Here is a 16,764-nt window from a genome sequence, read left to right on the forward strand (position 1 = left end):
TCGGCCGCGGCGAGCGATGCGGACAGGGCGGTGAACGCCGTCTCGCACCAGGCGTCGATGCCGTCGCGCGCCACCGTCTCCGCCATGGCCAGGGCGGGGAAGCTCGGGATCGAACGGTATTCCACGGCGACCGCGGTGGACGGCGTCAGCAGTGCGCGCAGCGACGCCACCACATCGCGCGTCCGCAGCAACTCGGCCTCCATGCGTTCCAGGTGCCCGCGCAGCGCCGCGTCCCGGGTGTCCTGGTCCGGGGCGGCCAGCACCTCCTGAATTTCCGGCAGCGGCATATTCAGATCCCGCAGGCGGCGGATCAGATGCGCCCGCTCCACCTGATCCGTCGAATACCGCCGGTACCCGCTGTGCGCGTCCACCACCGCGGGCTCCAGCAGCCCGATGTCGTGGTAGTACCGCAGCGCCTTCACGCTGAGATGGGTGAGCCGGGAGAACTCCCCGATCGGAACGATCGCTGTCATGCCATAAGGGAACACCCTCCTACCGGGGGAGAGTCAACGACCTTCGGTGTGCGGGGGCTGCGCGGGTCGCCGCCGTCGCGGGCACGACTACGCTGGACGGCGATCCCCACTCAGAGAGGAACACGTCCGTGGAACCCGGTGGACAGTTCGACATGCAGGCGTTGCTCGCCCAGGCCCAGCAGATGCAGGAAGCGGTCATGGCGGCGCAGCAGGAGATCGCCGCCTCCGAGGTGGAGGGCGAGGCGGGGGGCGGACTGGTGCGCGCCAAGATTCGCGCCACCGGCGAGGTGCTGTCGCTGGCCATCGACCCCAAGATCGTCGATCCGGAGGATGTGGAAACGCTCCAGGATCTGGTGATCGGCGCGGTCAACGACGCCATGGCCAATGCGCAGAACCTGGCCGCCGAGCGGCTGGGTCCGCTCGCCGGCGGTATGGGTGGCATGGGCGGCGGCGCGCTGCCCGGCTTCTGATCGAGGACGCCGGTGTACGAGGGTCCCGTTCAGGATCTCATCGACGAACTGGGCAAACTGCCCGGTGTCGGACCGAAGTCCGCGCAGCGCATCGCCTTTCACCTGTTGGCGGTGGAGCCGCCGGAGATCGATCGACTGCAGGCCGCCCTGCAGAAGGTGCGCGACGGCGTGCGCTTCTGCGAGGTCTGCGGCACCGTCTCCGACGGCGAACTGTGCCGCATCTGCGCCGATCCGCGCCGCGATCTCAGCATGATCTGCGTGGTGGAGGAGCCCAAGGACGTGCAGGCGATCGAGCGCACCCGGGAGTTCCGGGGGCGCTATCACGTGCTGGGTGGCGCGCTCGACCCGCTCAGCGGCGTCGGCCCGGACCAGCTGCGCATCCGGGAACTGTTGACCCGCATCGGAACCCAGGCCGACGGCGTGGACGTCACCGAGGTGATCATCGCGACCGACCCGAATACCGAGGGCGAGGCCACGGCCACCTACCTGGTGCGCATGCTCCGCGACTTCCCGGGCCTGTCGGTGACCCGCCTGGCCTCCGGCCTGCCGATGGGCGGCGACCTGGAATTCGCCGACGAACTCACCTTGGGGCGAGCGCTGTCGGGGCGGCGCGCGCTCTGAGCCGTCCGGCCGCTCAGCTCCGGGCGTCGCCGACCAGGTAGCGGACGCCGCCGGTCCAGATCTCCATGGCGGCCGGTTCGGGGCAGGGGATCTGCTGGTGATTGCGGGTGATGCCGGGACCGGTGCCGGTGACGAGCAGCGACGCGACGCCGACGCTCGCGGCGGCCACGGTCGCGAGGACGACCAGACGCTTGCTGATCAGCACCGGAGGGCGCGTTTGCTGGCGTAGCTCCATGATTCTCCCTCGTCGGATGGGACATGGGAAAAGCGGGAACGTGCTGTGGCAGCGAAAGGCTAACGCTCGCGGGCGGCGCGAGCGGGGCATCAGGGGCCGCGAGGCCGAATCGAGACGCGTTCGATCGCGTTACGAGACCGACCGGTCGGCCTCGATCAGAGTTCCAGCCGCTCCCAGTCGAGCGCGTCGAAGTCGGCGCGATCCTCGGTGGTCCACGCCCAGATCAGGTCGGCCACGGCACCCGCATCGTCCACCGAGGTGGCGAAGTGTCGGTCGGAGGAGCCGTCGCGGTATTCGAGCGTGTACCGCCCGTCGGGGTGGCGGTAGGTCTGCACGTACCGCTGATCGCCCCGCTCCACGATCAGATAGGGTCCGGGATCCGCCAGCGCCGGCAGCCAGAGATCGAGCAATTCCTTGGTGACATAAGGGAATTCGCCCGCACCGCCGTGCGTGACCGTGGCCGGGATATGTCCGGCGGGATCGGCCAGCCAGGTCAGCTGCGGATCGTAGACGGCGTAGCCGCGCGGCGTGGCCAGCTCGAACAGCAGCGCCCGCACATGGCCGATGGCGTCGTACGGCGTGGAAACGACCAGCGTGGCACCGTTGTCCTTGCCGCCGAGCGGAGTGGAACTCAGGAAGCTGTCGGCTTCCGGCAGCTCCCCATCGCGCCGCTCCAACTCCGCGGCGATCTCGGCCACGACCCCGGCTTCGGGCTGCCCCTCCTGCGCGGTGAGGTAGGCGTCGACCTCGGCGGGCGTGCGCGCCACACCCGAGGGCAGCAGGATCTGGTCATAACTCACCCAGCCAGGCTAGCTGGCCCGCCTCCCCACCCAGGGGTCAGCTGGTTCGGCGTAGGTGGAGAGTCTCGGCGGTGGTTCCGGTTGATGCGCACTGGCAGCCGCCCGCTATGTCGCCGCAGTCGACGATGAAGGTGTGGCGGGCGTGGGCGGAGTCGGGGCAGTCGGGGTCGGTGCATTCCACCGATCGGTCGGCGTGTTCGACCAGGGTGCCGTGGCAGTGGTCGAGGGCCGATGTGCAGGACGAGCAGACCGAGTTGGCCATGGAGCCTCCTTCAACCGTTCCCTACGTCCTAGCACTCGGCACCGACAGTCGGGGGAATCCGCGGCGTGTCGTCCGGACTGTCCGGAAAATGCCCGGGTGTCGGGGGAGCGCCGGGCGTGTCGTGTACCCCGGGGCGCGGTGCGGGCGAAAAGCGGTGCGTGAAGTGGGTTCTGTGGGCTGATCCGGGGGTGTTGCCGGGGTCGGCGTGGTGAACTTGGTTATGGGAATCAAGGTTTCCCTCGAACATCGCACCACCTACACCTTCGAGCGGCCGGTGCGGATCCATCCCCATGTGGTGCGGCTGCGCCCGGCACCGCATACGCGCACCACCATCGAGGCGTATTCGATGCGGGTGACACCCGCCGAGCACTGGGTCAACTGGCAGCAGGACGCGTTCGGGAATTTCCTTGCGCGCCTGGTGTTCAGCGAGCCCGCGCGCACCCTCGACATCGTGGTCGGGCTGATCGCCGACCTGGAGGTGGTGAATCCGTTCGACTTCTTCGTCGAGGAGTTCGCCGAGCACTTCCCGTTCACATATCCGCCGGACCTGGCCGTCGACCTGGAACCCTATCTGCGCCCCGTGGACGAGGGCGAGACCGGCTCCGGCCCAGGGGAACTGGTGCGCGACTGGGTGCGCCGCCATCCACCCGCGGGCCGGCCGCGCACCATCGACTTCCTGGTGACGCTCAATCAGGCGCTGCACCGCGATGTCGCCTACACCATCCGGATGGAACCGGGTGTGCAGACGCCCGACCACACCCTGCGCGCCGAACTCGGTTCCTGCCGGGATTCGGCCTGGCTGCTGGTGTCCATCCTGCGGGGGTTCGGCTTGGCCGCCCGCTTCTCCTCCGGCTACCTCATCCAGCTCGCCCAGGACGCGCCCTCCCTCGACGGGCCCTCCGGCCCGCCGGTCGACTTCACCGACCTGCACGCCTGGGCCGAGGTCTTCGTGCCCGGAGCGGGCTGGATCGGCCTGGACCCCACCTCCGGCCTGTTCGCGGGCGAGGGCCACATTCCACTGGCCGCAACCCCGCATCCGGTCTCCTCCGCGCCCATCACCGGCGCGACCGATCCGGTCCGGGCCACCCTGGACTTCTCCAACACCGTTCGCCGCATCCACGAGGACCCCCGGGTCACACTGCCCTACACCGACACCCAGTGGTCCCGCATCACCGCCACCGGCGCGGCCGTCGACGCCCGCACGGCCGCCGCCGATATCGGCCTCACCCTCGGCGGCGAACCCACCTTCGTCTCCATCGACGACCGGACCGGCCCCGAGTGGACCACTGCCGCCGACGGCCCGCACAAACGCGAACGCGCCGCCGACCTGGCTCGCCGCCTGCGCCGCATCTACGCCCCCACCGGCCTGACCCAGTACCGCCAGGGCAAGTGGTACCCCGGAGAACCCCTGCCGCGCTGGGAGATAGCCCTGCTCTGGCGCGCCGACAACCACCCCCTCTGGACCCGCCCCGATCTCCTCGCCGACCCCTGGCTCCCGCCCGAAGCCGAGCTCGCCCGGCACGGACAGACCGCCGGACCGCCCGATGAGCCGTCCCCGAACGACGTGGTGCGCCGCGCTCGGCGGGCCGACGCGGAGGCCGCGCGGGCGGTGATCGCGCACGTGGCGGCGGGATTGGGGTTGCCGACCACGCAGGTGCGGGCCGCCTACGAGGATCCCCTGCTGCGTGTCGCGGCGAAAGCCCGTGCGCCGGAGGGTGAACCGGTGCAGGACGAGGACGATCTCGCGCCGGGTGAGGATTCGGTGCAGGCGCGCAAGGCGCTGCTGGCGCGGCTCGACGCGGCGGTGAACGAGCCCGCCGCCTATGTGCTGCCGCTGCACCGGCGCGGTGACGAGGGCGGGTGGGCGAGTGCGGACTGGCGGCTGCGGCGTGGGCGAATCGTCTTGACCGAGGGGGATTCTCCGGCCGGGCTCCGGCTGCCACTGGGGTCGATCTCCTGGCGGACGCCGCCGATGCGACCGGAGTCGGATCCGATCGTGCTCCAGCCCTTCGGTGCGGACGGCTCGGCATCGAACCCCGCCGCCGTGGTGGAGCCCGCGGACCGTGCGCCCACCACCGCGTTGGTGGCCGAGGTGCGGGACGGTCGGCTGTGCGTATTCCTGCCCCCGGTGGAGGATCTCGACGCCTATCTCGACCTGGTGCGCCGGGTGGAGGCGGCCGTGGCGCACGTCGGGTATCCGGTCGTGCTGGAGGGCTACCCGCCGCCCACCGACCCCCGCCTGCACGCCTTGTCCATCACTCCGGATCCGGGCGTGATCGAGGTGAACATCCAGCCCAGCGACTCCTTCGCCGCCCAGTCCGAGCTGCTCGAAACTCTGTACGAACAGGCCGGACTGGCCCGGCTGACCACCGAGACCTTCGATATCGACGGCACTCACGGCGGCACCGGCGGCGGCAATCACATCACGCTCGGCGGCCGTACCCCCGCCCGCTCACCCCTGCTCCGCCGCCCGGACCTGCTGGTCTCCATGCTGACCTACTGGCAGCGGCATCCGGCCCTGTCCTATCTGTTCTCCGGCCGGTTCATCGGCCCCACCTCGCAGGCCCCGCGCGTGGACGAGGCCCGCGACGACGTGCTGTACGAACTCGAGATCGCCTTCGCCGAGATCGCCCGCCTGTGCGGCGGCAGCGGCACGGACGCGGTGGGCGCGGCACCGTGGCTGGTGGACCGCGCGCTGCGCCACCTCCTCACCGACCTCACCGGCAATACCCATCGCGCCGAGTTCTGCATCGACAAGCTCTACAGCCCGGACTCCGCGCGCGGCCGCCTCGGCCTGGTGGAACTGCGCGGCTTCGAGATGCCGCCGCATTTCCGCATGGCCATGGTGCAGTCCCTGCTGGTGCGAGCACTGGTGCTGTGGTTCTGGGAGCGTCCGTACACCGCGCCGCTCATCCGGCACGGCGCGAATCTGCACGGCCGCTACCTGCTGCCGCACCATCTGCTGGCCGATATCGCCGAGGTCGCCGCCGACCTGCGCGCGCACGGCATCGATTTCGACACCAGCTGGCTGGACCCGTTCGCCGAGTTCCGTTTTCCGCGCATCGGCACGGTGGTACTCGGTGATATGGAACTGGAACTGCGCACCGCCGTCGAACCGTGGCACACCCTCGGTGAGCAGACCACCGCCAGCGGCACCGCCCGCTATGTGGACTCCTCGGTGGAGCGCCTCCAGGTACGGCTGGTCGGCGCGGACCGTGGCCGCTACCTGGTCACCTGCAATGGCCACCCGGTGCCGCTGCTGCCCGCCGGGAAGGCGGATGTGCAGGTGGCGGGCGTGCGCTACCGGGCGTGGCAGCCGCCGAACGCCCTGCACCCCTCCATCACCGTGGACACCCCGCTGGTCTTCGACGTGGTGGACACCCGGTCGGAACTCTCGCGCGGCGGCTGCACCTATCACGTCTCGCACCCGGGCGGCCGGGCCTACGACTCGCCTCCGGTGAACGCGGTGGAGGCGCAATCGCGGCGCAACCGGCGGTTCGAATCTTCCGGACATACTTCGGGACCCGTCGATATCGCCGATCTGCGTGCCAAAATGGCCATACAGGCCACCGATGTCGGTGCGCCCGGGATCCTGGATCTGCGGCGGGCGCGGACGGTGTGGGGAGTGGTCGGCGACCGGTAGGCAAGCCTGGGAAGTGGTGGCGGTGACAGTGCTCGACCCGACGCAGCCCGGCGCCGCCGACGGACCCGACCGCTGGGACAAGGTCGCGGCCCGCCGGGAGGTAGCCGAGGAATTCGCGAAATACCGTGCGGCAGCGGCGGATACCGGAGCGGTGGACGCCTGCGGCCTGCCGACGCCCGGCTACTTCGACGAACTGGTCGACGACGCCGGCCGGGTCCGGCCGATGTGGACCGAACTGTCCGCCGAATTCCTGGACCAGGGTCGTTCCGGATTGCACCGCATGGACACCCGGGTGCGGCGGCTCATCGAGGACGACGCCATCACCTACACCGAGATCAGCGGATATCCGGATCGCGTCGAACCGACGGCGGCGACTCCGTGGCGGCTGGATCCGATTCCCCTGCTGGTCTCCGCCGACGACTGGACCGGGTTGGAGGCGGGGCTGGTGCAGCGCTCGCGCCTGCTGGACGCGGTGCTCACCGATGTGTACGGCGCGCGGCGCACCCTCACCGAGGGCCTGTTGCCGCCACAGCTGGTCTTCGGGCACCGCGGGTATGTGCGTGCCGCACACGGGATCTCACTGCCCGGACGGCAACAGCTGTTCCTGCACGCCTGTGACGTCAGCCGCTGGAGCGACGGCGAGTTCCGCGTGCTGGCGGACTGGGCGCAGGCGCCCTCGGGGGCGGGGTACGCGCTGGCCGACCGCCGCGTGGTCTCGGCCGCCATCCCCGAGGCGTTCGAGCTGGCCAGCCCGCGCCCGCTCACCCCCTTCGTACGGGCCATGCGCCTCATGCTGGTGGAGGCCGCGCCGTGGGCCGGGGACGAGGAGCCGGTGGTCGTGGTACTCAGCCCCGGCGTCCATTCCGAAACCGCCTTCGATCAAGCGTATCTGGCGTCGGTGCTGGGCTTTCCGCTGGTGGAGAGCGCCGATCTGGTGGTGCGGGACGGGCGGTTGTGGATGCGGTCGCTGGGCACGCTGGAACAGGTCGATGTGGTGCTGCGCCGGGTGGACGCCGAATTCTCCGATCCCCTGGACCTGCGGCCGGATTCGCGGCTGGGCGTGGTCGGATTGGTGGAGGTGCTGCGGCGCGGCGCGGTGACGGTGGTGAACACGCTCGGCAGCGGGTTGCTGGAGAGTCCGGCGCTGGCGTCGTTCCTGCCGCGGTTGTCGCGGGCGCTGCTGGACGAGGACTTGACACTGCCCGGCGTGCCGTCCTATTGGGGCGGCGACGATCTCGAGCGGGCGCATCTCATCGCACATCTGGATCGGCTCATCCTGCGTTCGACCGTCGACGACAGCACCGTCTTCGGTCCGGTGCTCTCGCGGGCGCAGGTGCAGCGGTGGCGTGCCCGCATCGAGGCCGAGGGATGGCGCTGGGTCGGCCAGGAACCGGCCCGCTTCTCGGTCGCCCCCGCCGTGACCGGGCGCGGGGGATTGGCCGCCGCACCCGTCGCGCTGCGGCTGTTCTCGCTGGCGGGCCGGGTCGGCTACCGCGCCATGGCGGGTGGGCTGGGGCAACTCCACCACGGTGGCGCGCCCCGGGCCGAGGTTTCCGAGGCCGCCGCCAAGGACATCTGGGTCCGCACCGCCCCCACTCTCGTCCCCGCCGCCGAGATCCCCGACGAACGCGAACGCCCCACCCCCGCCGCCGCACACGAGGCGGTGAACTCCCCCCGCGTCCTCGACGACCTGTTCTGGCTGGGCCGCTACAGCGAACGCGCCGACGCGACCGTCCGCCTGCTCACCGCCGTCCACGACCGCTACCAGGACTACCGCTACCGCCCCTGGCTCGAGGGCGCCGAAGCCATGCCGACCCTGGTCACCGCCCTCTCCCGCCTCACCGGCACCCCCTACCCCCTGCGTGGGCACGCCGGCCGGCCCGCCCGCCATTCCGAGGCCGACCCGCCCGATTCGTCCGCCGTTCAGGCCGGTTCGCCCCTGCCCGAGGCCGCAGCGCCGGACTCGCCCACGGACTCGCCCACGGACTCGGAGACGCCACCGCGAGAGGCATCCGCGCCGGATGCGGCCTCCGGTCGCGCGATGGCGGCCGAGCAGGTGCAGGGCCCCGGCGGACAGTCCCAGCGCATGGGTTCGGCAACACCGACCGACGGTCCGTCACCTTCGCGGCAATCCCCTACGGCACAACGGAGTCGGCGGCACGGCTCATTCGATCATCCGACGGAGCCGATCGCGCTGCCCGGGGCGTCGTGGCGGGATCACCGGTATCTGGTGACCCTGACCATCGATCGGGAGCTGCCGGGGGCGTTGGCGTATGCGGTGGAGCGGTATGCGAACACCGCTCGGGCGGTGCGAGATCAGGTGACGCCGGGCGTCTGGGTGACCCTGGGCGCCATCGACCGGGCGTTCGCCGAGTATCGGACGACGCGGGGGGATCGGGTGGCGGCCCTGAGCGAGGTGCACGCACGGGTGCTGTCGGGGCTGGAGTCGCTGGCGGGGATCGACGCGGAGATCATGGTGCGCGATACCGGGTGGCAGGTGCTCGATATCGGGCGGCGCATCGAACGGGGGCTGGCCGTGACGGCGCTGTTGGCGGCGGCGTTCGCCGAAACGCATCCGCCGGGGATCAGCCGGGTGCTCACCGAGGCCGTGCTGCAGGCGACCGCGTCGTCGGTGAGTTACCGTCGGCGGCACCGGGATTCGCTGCGGGTGGCGGCGGTGGCCGAACTGCTGCTCTTCGATGCCGCCAATCCGCGGTCGCTGGCCTATCAGCTGGAACGGGTCGAAGCCGAGCTGCTGGCCCTGCCGGGTGGTTCGGCCACCACCCGCCCGCAGCGGCTGCTGGCGGATGCGCGGCGCATGCTGCGGCGGCTCGATCCGGCCGATCTGGAGGCCACTGACGCCGAGGGCCGTCGCACCGACCTGGTGGACCTGCTCGACGGTCTGCACCTGCGGCTGCGCACGTTCGCCGAATCCTTCGAAGCCACCCGGCTTTCCGTGCCGCGTGATATTCAGCCGCTGTGGGGCAGCGCCCGGGTGGTCGGATGAGCGGTCGAGCATGCGCGAAAGGACACGGTATGAGCGAGCGATCGGAAGAACCGGTGGCGCCGGACCGTCTGCGGGAAGTTGCCGGCGGTGCGTGCTCGCGTCGCTACCGCGTGCTGCACCGCACCGTCTACACCTACTCCGACGCGGTCGGCAGCTCCTACGGCCGGGCCTACCTGTCGCCGCGCGAATTCCCGGGGCAGCGGTTGCACGCCCACGAGATCCGCATCGACCCGGTGCCGTCGGACCGCTCGGTCGGCGTCGATGTGTACGGCAATATCACCCTGTACTTCCACGTCACCGCCGAGCATCGCCGCCTGGAGGTGACTGGCGAGTCGGTGGTGGAGGTGACGCGCCCGGAACATCCGCGCGGCACACCGCCCTGGGAATCCGCGCGCCCCGACGGGAAGCGCGGCCCGCTGGCGGTCGACTTCGCCCTCGACCTGCATCCGCCGGAGATCACGCCCGAGGTGAAAGCCTATGCCGCCGAATCGTTTCCGCCCGGCCGCCCGCTGCTGGACGCGGTCGCCGAACTGAATTCCCGCATCCACCGCGACTTCACCTACACCTCCGGCTCCACCACCGTCACCACCCGCGTCGCGGATGTCTTCGCCGCCCGCGAGGGTGTCTGCCAGGATTTCGCCCGCATCGGCGCGGCCTGCCTGCGTTCCCAGGGGCTGGCGGCCCGCTACGTCTCCGGCTACCTGTCCACCCGTCCGCCGCCCGGCCGGGAACGCCTGATCGGCGTGGACGCCACCCACGCCTGGACGGCGGTCTGGCTGCCCGGCGGCGACCCCGGCGATCCGGGTCGCTGGATCGGCTTCGACCCCACCAACGACCAGTTCGCCGACGACCGCTATGTCACCCTGGCCTGGGGCCGGGACTACGCCGATGTGCCGCCGCTGCGGGGCATCATCTACACCGACGCCAAGGAATCCACGATCGCGGTGTCGGTGGATATGGCGCCGATCGAGGTGTGAGATGCGAGATTTCAGCTGTCCACAGTGCGGCCAGCGCCTGGCCTTCGAGAACTCCCTGTGCCTGAGCTGCGGCAGTCCACTCGGCTTCAGTCTGGCCGACCGCACCCTGGTGGTGTTGGCGCCGACCGGCGAATCCGAGGGTACCGTCGACGCGAACCGATTCCGGCTGTGCCGCAATCAGCATCTGGCGCAATGCAATTGGATTGTTCCGGTGGTCCAGGGTGGCGTGCTGTGCGAGTCCTGCCGCCTCACCCGCACCCGCCCGGAACCACTGGAGGGCACCTGGCTCACCGCCTTCGGCGAGGCGGAGGCCGCCAAGCGCCGCCTCATCGTGGAACTCGCCGAACTCGGGCTGCCGCTGGTCGGCCGCGACACCGATCCGGAACGCGGCCTCGCCTTCGACCTGCTCTCCAGCGCCGACGAGCAGGTCACCACCGGCCACGACAACGGCGTCATCACCCTCGACCTGGCCGAGGGCGACGACGTGCACCGCGAACAGCTCCGCGTCGAGATGGACGAGCCCTACCGCACCCTGCTCGGCCACTTCCGCCATGAGATCGGCCACTACTACTTCCCGGTCCTGGTGCAGCGGCTCACCCCGCACAATCCGTCCGGGGACGCGCCGCGCGGCGACACCCTCGACCGCTTCCGGGAACTGTTCGGCGACCCCTTCGCCGACTATCAGCAGGCTCTCGACCGCCACTACGCCGAGGGTGCGCCACCCGGCTGGGAGGACAGCCACGTCTCCTCCTACGCCACCATGCACCCGGCCGAGGACTGGGCCGAGACCTTCGCCCACTACCTGCACATCCGCGACACCCTCGATACCGCCGCCGCCTGCGGATTCGCCCCCGCCGGGGCCACCCTGGACCGCCCGCAGGTGGGCCGTTCCGGCTTCGATCGCATCATCGACCTGTGGCTGCCGCTGGCCTGGGCGCTCAATATGCTCAACCGGTCCATGGGGCACCGCGATCTCTACCCGTTCGTGCTGGCCGAGCCGGTGCTCGACAAGATGCGATTCATCCACGAACTCTGCGCCGAGCGGCAGTGAACGCGTGGCGCGCGGTGTGGCGCGCCTCGCCCCCGCTTCCGTCGGCGTATCGCCGACCTGTAAACTCCGATCATCATGCAGCGGGCACTTCTCCTTTGCCGCCGCGACGGGGTCTGATTCGGACCGGCTCCTGTCGCGGGGATCTGCCGTGCCGGTCAACCCATAACACTGGGATCCAGTCACACTTCGGAGAGAACACGCATGTCACCCGCTGACGCTTTTACGTCTTTCAATGTCGCAGCCGGCACGCGCACCATCACGCAGCCGTCCAAGCCCGCGCCCGCCGACCAGCCCGCCTGGAACAGGCAGCAGAACTCCTCCATGCCGGTGTTCCGGTACCGGCCCTTCGCCGAGGAGGTCGAGCCGATCACCCTGCCCGACCGCACCTGGCCGGACAAGGTCATCGACCGCGCGCCCTCCTGGTGTGCCGTCGACCTGCGCGATGGCAACCAGGCGCTCATCGACCCGATGAGCCCGGCCCGCAAGCGCCGCATGTTCGACCTGCTGGTGCGCATGGGCTACAAGGAGATCGAGGTGGGCTTCCCGTCCGCCTCGCAGACCGACTTCGACTTCGTCCGCGAGATCATCGAGGACGGGGCGGTGCCCGACGACGTCACCATCCAGGTGCTGACCCAGTGCCGTCCCGAACTGATCGAGCGCACCTTCGAGGCGTGCGACGGCGCGCCCAACGTGATCGTGCACTTCTACAACTCGACCTCCGTCCTGCAGCGGCGAGTGGTGTTCCGCGCCGACCGCGCGGCCGTCAAGAAGATCGCCACCGACGCCGCCACGCTGTGCCTGGAGATCGAGCAGCGCTACCCGGACACCAACTGGCGCTACGAGTACAGCCCGGAGTCCTACACCGGCACCGAGCTGGACTACGCCCGCGAGGTGTGCGACGCGGTCTCCGAGATCATCGCGCCCACCCCCGAGAAGCCGCTGATCATCAACCTGCCCGCCACCGTCGAGATGGCCACCCCGAACGTGTACGCCGACTCGATCGAGTGGATGAGCCGCAATCTGGCCCGCCGCGACGCCATCGTGCTGTCGCTGCATCCGCACAACGACCGCGGCACCGCCGTGGCCGCCGCCGAACTGGGCTACCAGGCCGGCGCGGACCGCATCGAGGGCTGCCTGTTCGGCAACGGCGAGCGCACCGGCAACGTCTGCCTGGTGACGCTGGGCATGAACATGTTCTCCCGCGGCATCGACCCGCAGATCGACTTCTCGAATATCGACGAGATCCGCCGCACGGTCGAATACTGCAACCAGCTGCCCGTGGCCGAACGCCACCCGTACGGCGGCGACCTGGTGTACACCGCCTTCTCCGGCAGCCACCAGGACGCCATCAACAAGGGCCTGGACGCCATGAAGGCCGCCGCCGACGCCGCGAACGCCGATGTCGACGACATCACCTGGGAGGTCCCGTACCTGCCCATCGACCCCAAGGACGTGGGCCGCACCTACGAGGCCGTCATCCGGGTGAACTCGCAGTCCGGCAAGGGCGGCGTCGCCTACATCATGAAGACCGACCACGGGCTGGTGCTGCCGCGCCGCCTGCAGATCGAGTTCTCGCAGGCCATCCAGAAGATCACCGACGGTGAGGGCGGCGAGGTGACGCCCAAGGAGATGTGGGACGTCTTCGCCGAGGAGTACCTGAACCCGATCACGCCGCTGGAGCGCATCCGGCAGCGGGTCACCGCCTCGGAGACCGACAACGGTGTGGACCACATCGAGGCCGTCGTCAAGGTGGACGGCGTCGAACAGGAGATCTCCGGCGAGGGCAACGGCCCGCTCGCGGCCTTCGTCGACGCCCTGTCCGGCATCGGCTACGACGTGCGCATCCTGGACTACTCCGAGCACGCCATGTCCGCCGGTGACGATGCCCAGGCCGCGTCGTATGTGGAGGTTGCCATCGGCGACACCGTGACCTGGGGCGTCGGCATCGCCACCTCGATCACCACCGCCTCGCTGCGCGCCGTGGTCTCGGCGGTGAACCGCGCGCTCGCCCGCACCGCGACGTCGGCGCACGGCTGAGCGCCGTCGACCGCCGGGACGACGCCGCGCGTGCCCGGTGAGTCACCCGATCCGCATGAGATCGGGCGGCCTGCTCCGGACGTGGGGCCGGCCGCCCGCTCGGGTGTGGGGCTGCCTGCTCGGGTATCGGGCTTCCCGGTCATGGGATCGGTCGCGTTGGCGTCGTCCGTGCTGGAGAGGCGGGAGAGCGGTGGCACAGTATCCGGTGCGGGTGAGTGGGTGATGCTAGCGTTGGAACGCATTAGCGCCGAGCTCTCTGTTCGCGCCGTCGAGCAGATGGGGGACACGTGACCACGAAAGACCAGAATTCGACCTCGCCACCCTGGTTGCAGGGGCCGGATGCCGACGAATCCGCCGCGGCCGACGCCGCGGCGAATGCCGATGAACAGGAGTCGGGGGCCGAGACCGCCGACGATGCCGTCGACGCGAAGGAGCCCGCGGGCGAGGCGGAGCCGGAGTCCGGGTCCGGGTTCTTCCCCCCGGTGCCCGATTCCATCGACCAGACCACCGTCTTCCAGCCCGACGGGCCGTTCGCGCACGGACAGTCGGGTGGTTTCCCGCAGCCGGGGCCGTTCGCGCCGCCCGGTGAGGGGCCGTTCCAGGGCTCGTTCGCGTCGCCCGGAGCCCCCGGCGAGGGGCCGAATCCGTACGGGCCGAACGGACAGTTCCAGCCGGGCCCGAATACCGGCGCGTACCCGCCACCGGAGCAGGGGGCGTGGGTTCCGCCCGGCGGACCCGGCTTCCCGCCCACCGGCGCGTACCCGCCGCCGGGCTTCAATCCCGGTGCGGGCGAAGGCGGCCCGCAGTCCGGACCGTACGGCGAGATCCGGCAGGAGACCCCGTACGGGGAGATCCGGCAGGAGATCGGTGCCGACGGCATGGTGCGCCGGGTCTTCGACCAGCCGGGCGATCAGCCCGCCGGCGGTGGGCAGACCGAGCATTTCGGCGCTCCGGGCCAGAGCGGACAGGCCCCGGCGGGTGCGGACCACTCCGGCGGCCCGATCTACAGCTGGTCGCCGCCGCCCGCGCCACCGCAGCAGCCGCCACCGCAGCAGAATTTCCAGCAGCAGCCCGGGCAGAACTATCAGCAGCCGGGGTGGAACCAAGCGCCGCAGGGCTTTCCGCAGCAGGGTGGGCCGCAGCAGCCGCCGCCGGGCCACTCGGTCAACGACCTGAACCTGTTGCGTCGCGCCCGCCGCGCGCCGCGCGGCGGCTGGCGGCGTGCCGTGCACAAGATGTCGGGCGGTGCCATCAATCCGGGCGAGTCGCCCGCGGACATCATCCACAACGAACTCGTCGACCGGGTGAACCAGCCGGTGCGCGGCGACTACCGGATCGCCATCCTGTCTCTCAAGGGAGGCGTCGGAAAGACCACCACCACAGTCGGTCTCGGCTCCACCTTCGCCTCCTTGCGCGGTGACCGGGTGATCGCCATCGACGCCAACCCCGACCTCGGTACGCTCGCGCACCGGGTGCCGCGGCAGACCCGCTCCACCGTGCGGAATCTGCTGGAGGACAACCACATCACGCGTTACTCGGATGTGCGGGCGCACACCTCGCAGGCTCCGAGCCGCCTGGAAGTGCTTGCCTCCGAACAGGATCCGGCGGTTTCCGAGGCGTTCAGCGAGGCCGACTACCGCAAGGCCATCGGCATCCTGCAGCAGTTCTACAACATCATCCTCACCGACTGCGGCACCGGCCTCATGCACTCCGCCATGGCCGGTGTGCTGGATATGGCCAGCTCGCTGGTGCTGGTGACCTCGCCCGCCATCGACGGCGCCCGGTCTGCCTCGGCCACGCTGGACTGGCTGGACCACCACGGCTACCACAAGCTGGTGGAGCGAACCGTGGTGGTGGTCAACGCCTCTCGCAAGGGTTCGTCGACCGTCGACCTGGACCAGCTGCGCAAGCTGTTCCTGGACCGTACCCGCGCCGTCCAGGTGGTGCCGTTCGACGACCACTTGGCCGAGGGCGCGGAGATCGACCTGGAGCTGGTCAGCAAGCCGACCCGCCGCGCACTCCTGGAACTGGCCGCCATGGTCGCCGACGACTTCGGCTACCACGCCATCCAGCAGCGGGGTTACCAGCCGCCGCGTTAGCAGGGCGGCCCCGCGTTCCGCGACAGCGGCACGACCGGTGTATTCGGTTGTGCCCCTGCGGTGTCAGCGGGGCCTGTCGGTTGCGGTGGCCTGCTGCGCGGCGGTGCGGAAGGCGGCCAGGACGGCGGCGACCGCGGGGCGGCGGTCGGCGTGCGGACGGGTGGCCAGGTCGTAGAGGCGGGCGGCGCGGACACCGGCCAGGCGCAGCATGACCAGGTTCGGGTCGCGGACGGCGAAGCGGGGCATGAGGGCGATGCCGCAATCGGCCGCGACCATGGCCTCGATCACCGAGAAGTCGTTGAGTCGCTGGGTGATTCGCGGTTGCACGCCGGTGACGGTGGCGATGGAGCGCAAGACGTCGTCCACGGGGAAGCCGCCGCGCACCGACAGCCACTCCTCATCGGCCAGTTCGGCGGGCACGACCGCGCCGCTGCGGGCCAGGCGGTGTTCGGGCGCGACCAGCACATCGATCGGCTCCCGCATGAGCACCCGGGAGTCGACCCGCGGCCCCGCCACGGCCGGCGCGTGCTCATCGCGGTGGGTGAGCACCACGTCGTAGTCCGCCAGCAGCCGCAGCACCTCCGACGGCGGCAGGTCCTCGTCGGCGGCGACCACGTCCACTCCGCTGCCCGCCAGCTCGCGCAGCACCCGCGGCAGCAGTAGCGCGGCCCCCGACGGGAACAACGCCACCCGCACCTGCCCGCGCGGCGAGCCGCGATACGACTCCATCTCGGCGACGGCCCGATCCATGGCCGCCAGCACCTCGTCGGCGCGCACCACCAGCGCCCGCCCCGCATCGGTCAGCCGCACCCGCCGCCCGTCCGGCTCCAGCAGCGCCACCCCCGCCTCCCGCGCCAGTACCTTCAACTGCTGCGACACCGCCGACGGCGTCATGGACAGCGCCGCCGCCACCGCCGCCACCGTTCCACGATCCGCCAACTCCCGCAGCACCCGCAGCCGCTCGACCGCCATCGCCCCGCCCGCGGGCTGCACCACCCGCCGCGCCCACCCGGTCCGCTCCGGTATCCCGGACGGCACAGACTTCCCCTCCGCCGCGTCGGTACTGGCCGGCGGAGTCCGCCCCGCCGC

13 protein-coding genes are annotated in these 16,764 nt (G+C 70.7%); 8 read left to right on the plus strand and 5 right to left on the minus strand.

Translation table 11 applies throughout. The features are described from left to right. Positions 1–473: helix-turn-helix domain-containing protein (locus QK444_RS15940; RefSeq protein ID WP_282781105.1), on the minus strand; the 473-nt coding region annotated here is incomplete at its 3' end. A 128-nt stretch (positions 474–601) separates the two neighbouring features. On the opposite strand from QK444_RS15940, the gene QK444_RS15945 reads away from it, so the two are divergent. Together QK444_RS15945 and recR are read left to right on the plus strand one after the other, a co-directional pair. After that, a complete protein-coding gene (locus QK444_RS15945; RefSeq protein ID WP_029932836.1) occupies positions 602–943 on the plus strand; it encodes a YbaB/EbfC family nucleoid-associated protein in 342 nt (113 codons plus the stop codon). A gap of 12 nt (positions 944–955) precedes the next feature. Further along, positions 956–1,564, plus strand: coding sequence for a recombination mediator RecR (recR, locus tag QK444_RS15950; RefSeq protein ID WP_029932835.1), 609 nt, complete (start codon positions 956–958; stop codon positions 1,562–1,564). 13 nt (positions 1,565–1,577) lie between these two features. Here recR and QK444_RS15955 read toward each other — a convergent pair whose 3' ends face one another. From QK444_RS15955 to QK444_RS15965, 3 genes are all read right to left on the minus strand, one after another. Continuing rightward, positions 1,578–1,799 (minus strand): hypothetical protein, encoded by a 222-nt coding sequence (locus QK444_RS15955; RefSeq protein ID WP_282781109.1) that lies wholly within the window; start codon positions 1,797–1,799, stop codon positions 1,578–1,580. A gap of 155 nt (positions 1,800–1,954) precedes the next feature. Further along, positions 1,955–2,599, minus strand: coding sequence for a hypothetical protein (locus QK444_RS15960; protein ID WP_282781111.1), 645 nt, complete (start codon positions 2,597–2,599; stop codon positions 1,955–1,957). 37 nt (positions 2,600–2,636) lie between these two features. Then, positions 2,637–2,861, minus strand: coding sequence for a hypothetical protein (locus QK444_RS15965; protein ID WP_282781113.1), 225 nt, complete (start codon positions 2,859–2,861; stop codon positions 2,637–2,639). A gap of 220 nt (positions 2,862–3,081) precedes the next feature. On the opposite strand from QK444_RS15965, the gene QK444_RS15970 reads away from it, so the two are divergent. The 6 genes from QK444_RS15970 to QK444_RS15995 all read left to right on the plus strand — a co-directional run bounded on the left by QK444_RS15970 (position 3,082) and on the right by QK444_RS15995 (position 15,675). Further along, entirely contained in the window at positions 3,082–6,504 is a 3,423-nt protein-coding gene (locus QK444_RS15970; RefSeq protein ID WP_282781115.1) for a transglutaminase family protein, read from the plus strand. A gap of 151 nt (positions 6,505–6,655) precedes the next feature. Beyond that, positions 6,656–9,511, plus strand: a complete 2,856-nt coding sequence (locus tag QK444_RS15975) for a circularly permuted type 2 ATP-grasp protein (protein WP_282781124.1) — start codon at positions 6,656–6,658, stop codon at positions 9,509–9,511. Between the two features lie 29 nt (positions 9,512–9,540). Further along, on the plus strand, positions 9,541–10,488 hold the full coding sequence (locus QK444_RS15980) for a transglutaminase family protein (RefSeq protein ID WP_282781117.1): 948 nt from the start codon (positions 9,541–9,543) through the stop codon (positions 10,486–10,488). A gap of 1 nt (position 10,489) precedes the next feature. Beyond that, positions 10,490–11,539, plus strand: a complete 1,050-nt coding sequence (locus tag QK444_RS15985; protein WP_282781118.1) for a putative zinc-binding metallopeptidase — start codon at positions 10,490–10,492, stop codon at positions 11,537–11,539. Between the two features lie 201 nt (positions 11,540–11,740). After that, entirely contained in the window at positions 11,741–13,576 is a 1,836-nt protein-coding gene (leuA, locus tag QK444_RS15990) for a 2-isopropylmalate synthase (protein WP_282781120.1), read from the plus strand. A gap of 287 nt (positions 13,577–13,863) precedes the next feature. Then, positions 13,864–15,675, plus strand: a complete 1,812-nt coding sequence (locus tag QK444_RS15995) for an AAA family ATPase (protein ID WP_282781122.1) — start codon at positions 13,864–13,866, stop codon at positions 15,673–15,675. Between the two features lie 63 nt (positions 15,676–15,738). Here QK444_RS15995 and QK444_RS16000 read toward each other — a convergent pair whose 3' ends face one another. Continuing rightward, a complete protein-coding gene (locus QK444_RS16000) occupies positions 15,739–16,647 on the minus strand; it encodes a LysR family transcriptional regulator (RefSeq protein WP_282781126.1) in 909 nt (302 codons plus the stop codon). Between the last annotated feature and the right edge of the window lie 117 nt (positions 16,648–16,764).

It is taken from the genome of Nocardia sp. CC201C (genome assembly GCF_030010695.1).
In the GTDB taxonomy this organism is placed as follows: domain Bacteria; phylum Actinomycetota; class Actinomycetes; order Mycobacteriales; family Mycobacteriaceae; genus Nocardia; species Nocardia otitidiscaviarum.

Bases quoted from the DNA above. Each gene is read 5' to 3' on its own strand.
- QK444_RS15965 (WP_282781113.1), bottom strand. From the start codon at position 2,861: ATGGCCAACTCGGTCTGCTCGTCCTGCACATCGGCCCTCGACCACTGC.
- QK444_RS15955 (WP_282781109.1), bottom strand. From the start codon at position 1,799: ATGGAGCTACGCCAGCAAACGCGCCCTCCGGTGCTGATCAGCAAGCGT.
- QK444_RS15985 (WP_282781118.1), top strand. From the start codon at position 10,490: ATGCGAGATTTCAGCTGTCCACAGTGCGGCCAGCGCCTGGCCTTCGAG.
- QK444_RS15970 (WP_282781115.1), top strand. From the start codon at position 3,082: ATGGGAATCAAGGTTTCCCTCGAACATCGCACCACCTACACCTTCGAG.
- leuA (WP_282781120.1), top strand. From the start codon at position 11,741: ATGTCACCCGCTGACGCTTTTACGTCTTTCAATGTCGCAGCCGGCACG.
- QK444_RS16000 (WP_282781126.1), bottom strand. From the start codon at position 16,647: ATGGCGGTCGAGCGGCTGCGGGTGCTGCGGGAGTTGGCGGATCGTGGA.
- QK444_RS15980 (WP_282781117.1), top strand. From the start codon at position 9,541: ATGAGCGAGCGATCGGAAGAACCGGTGGCGCCGGACCGTCTGCGGGAA.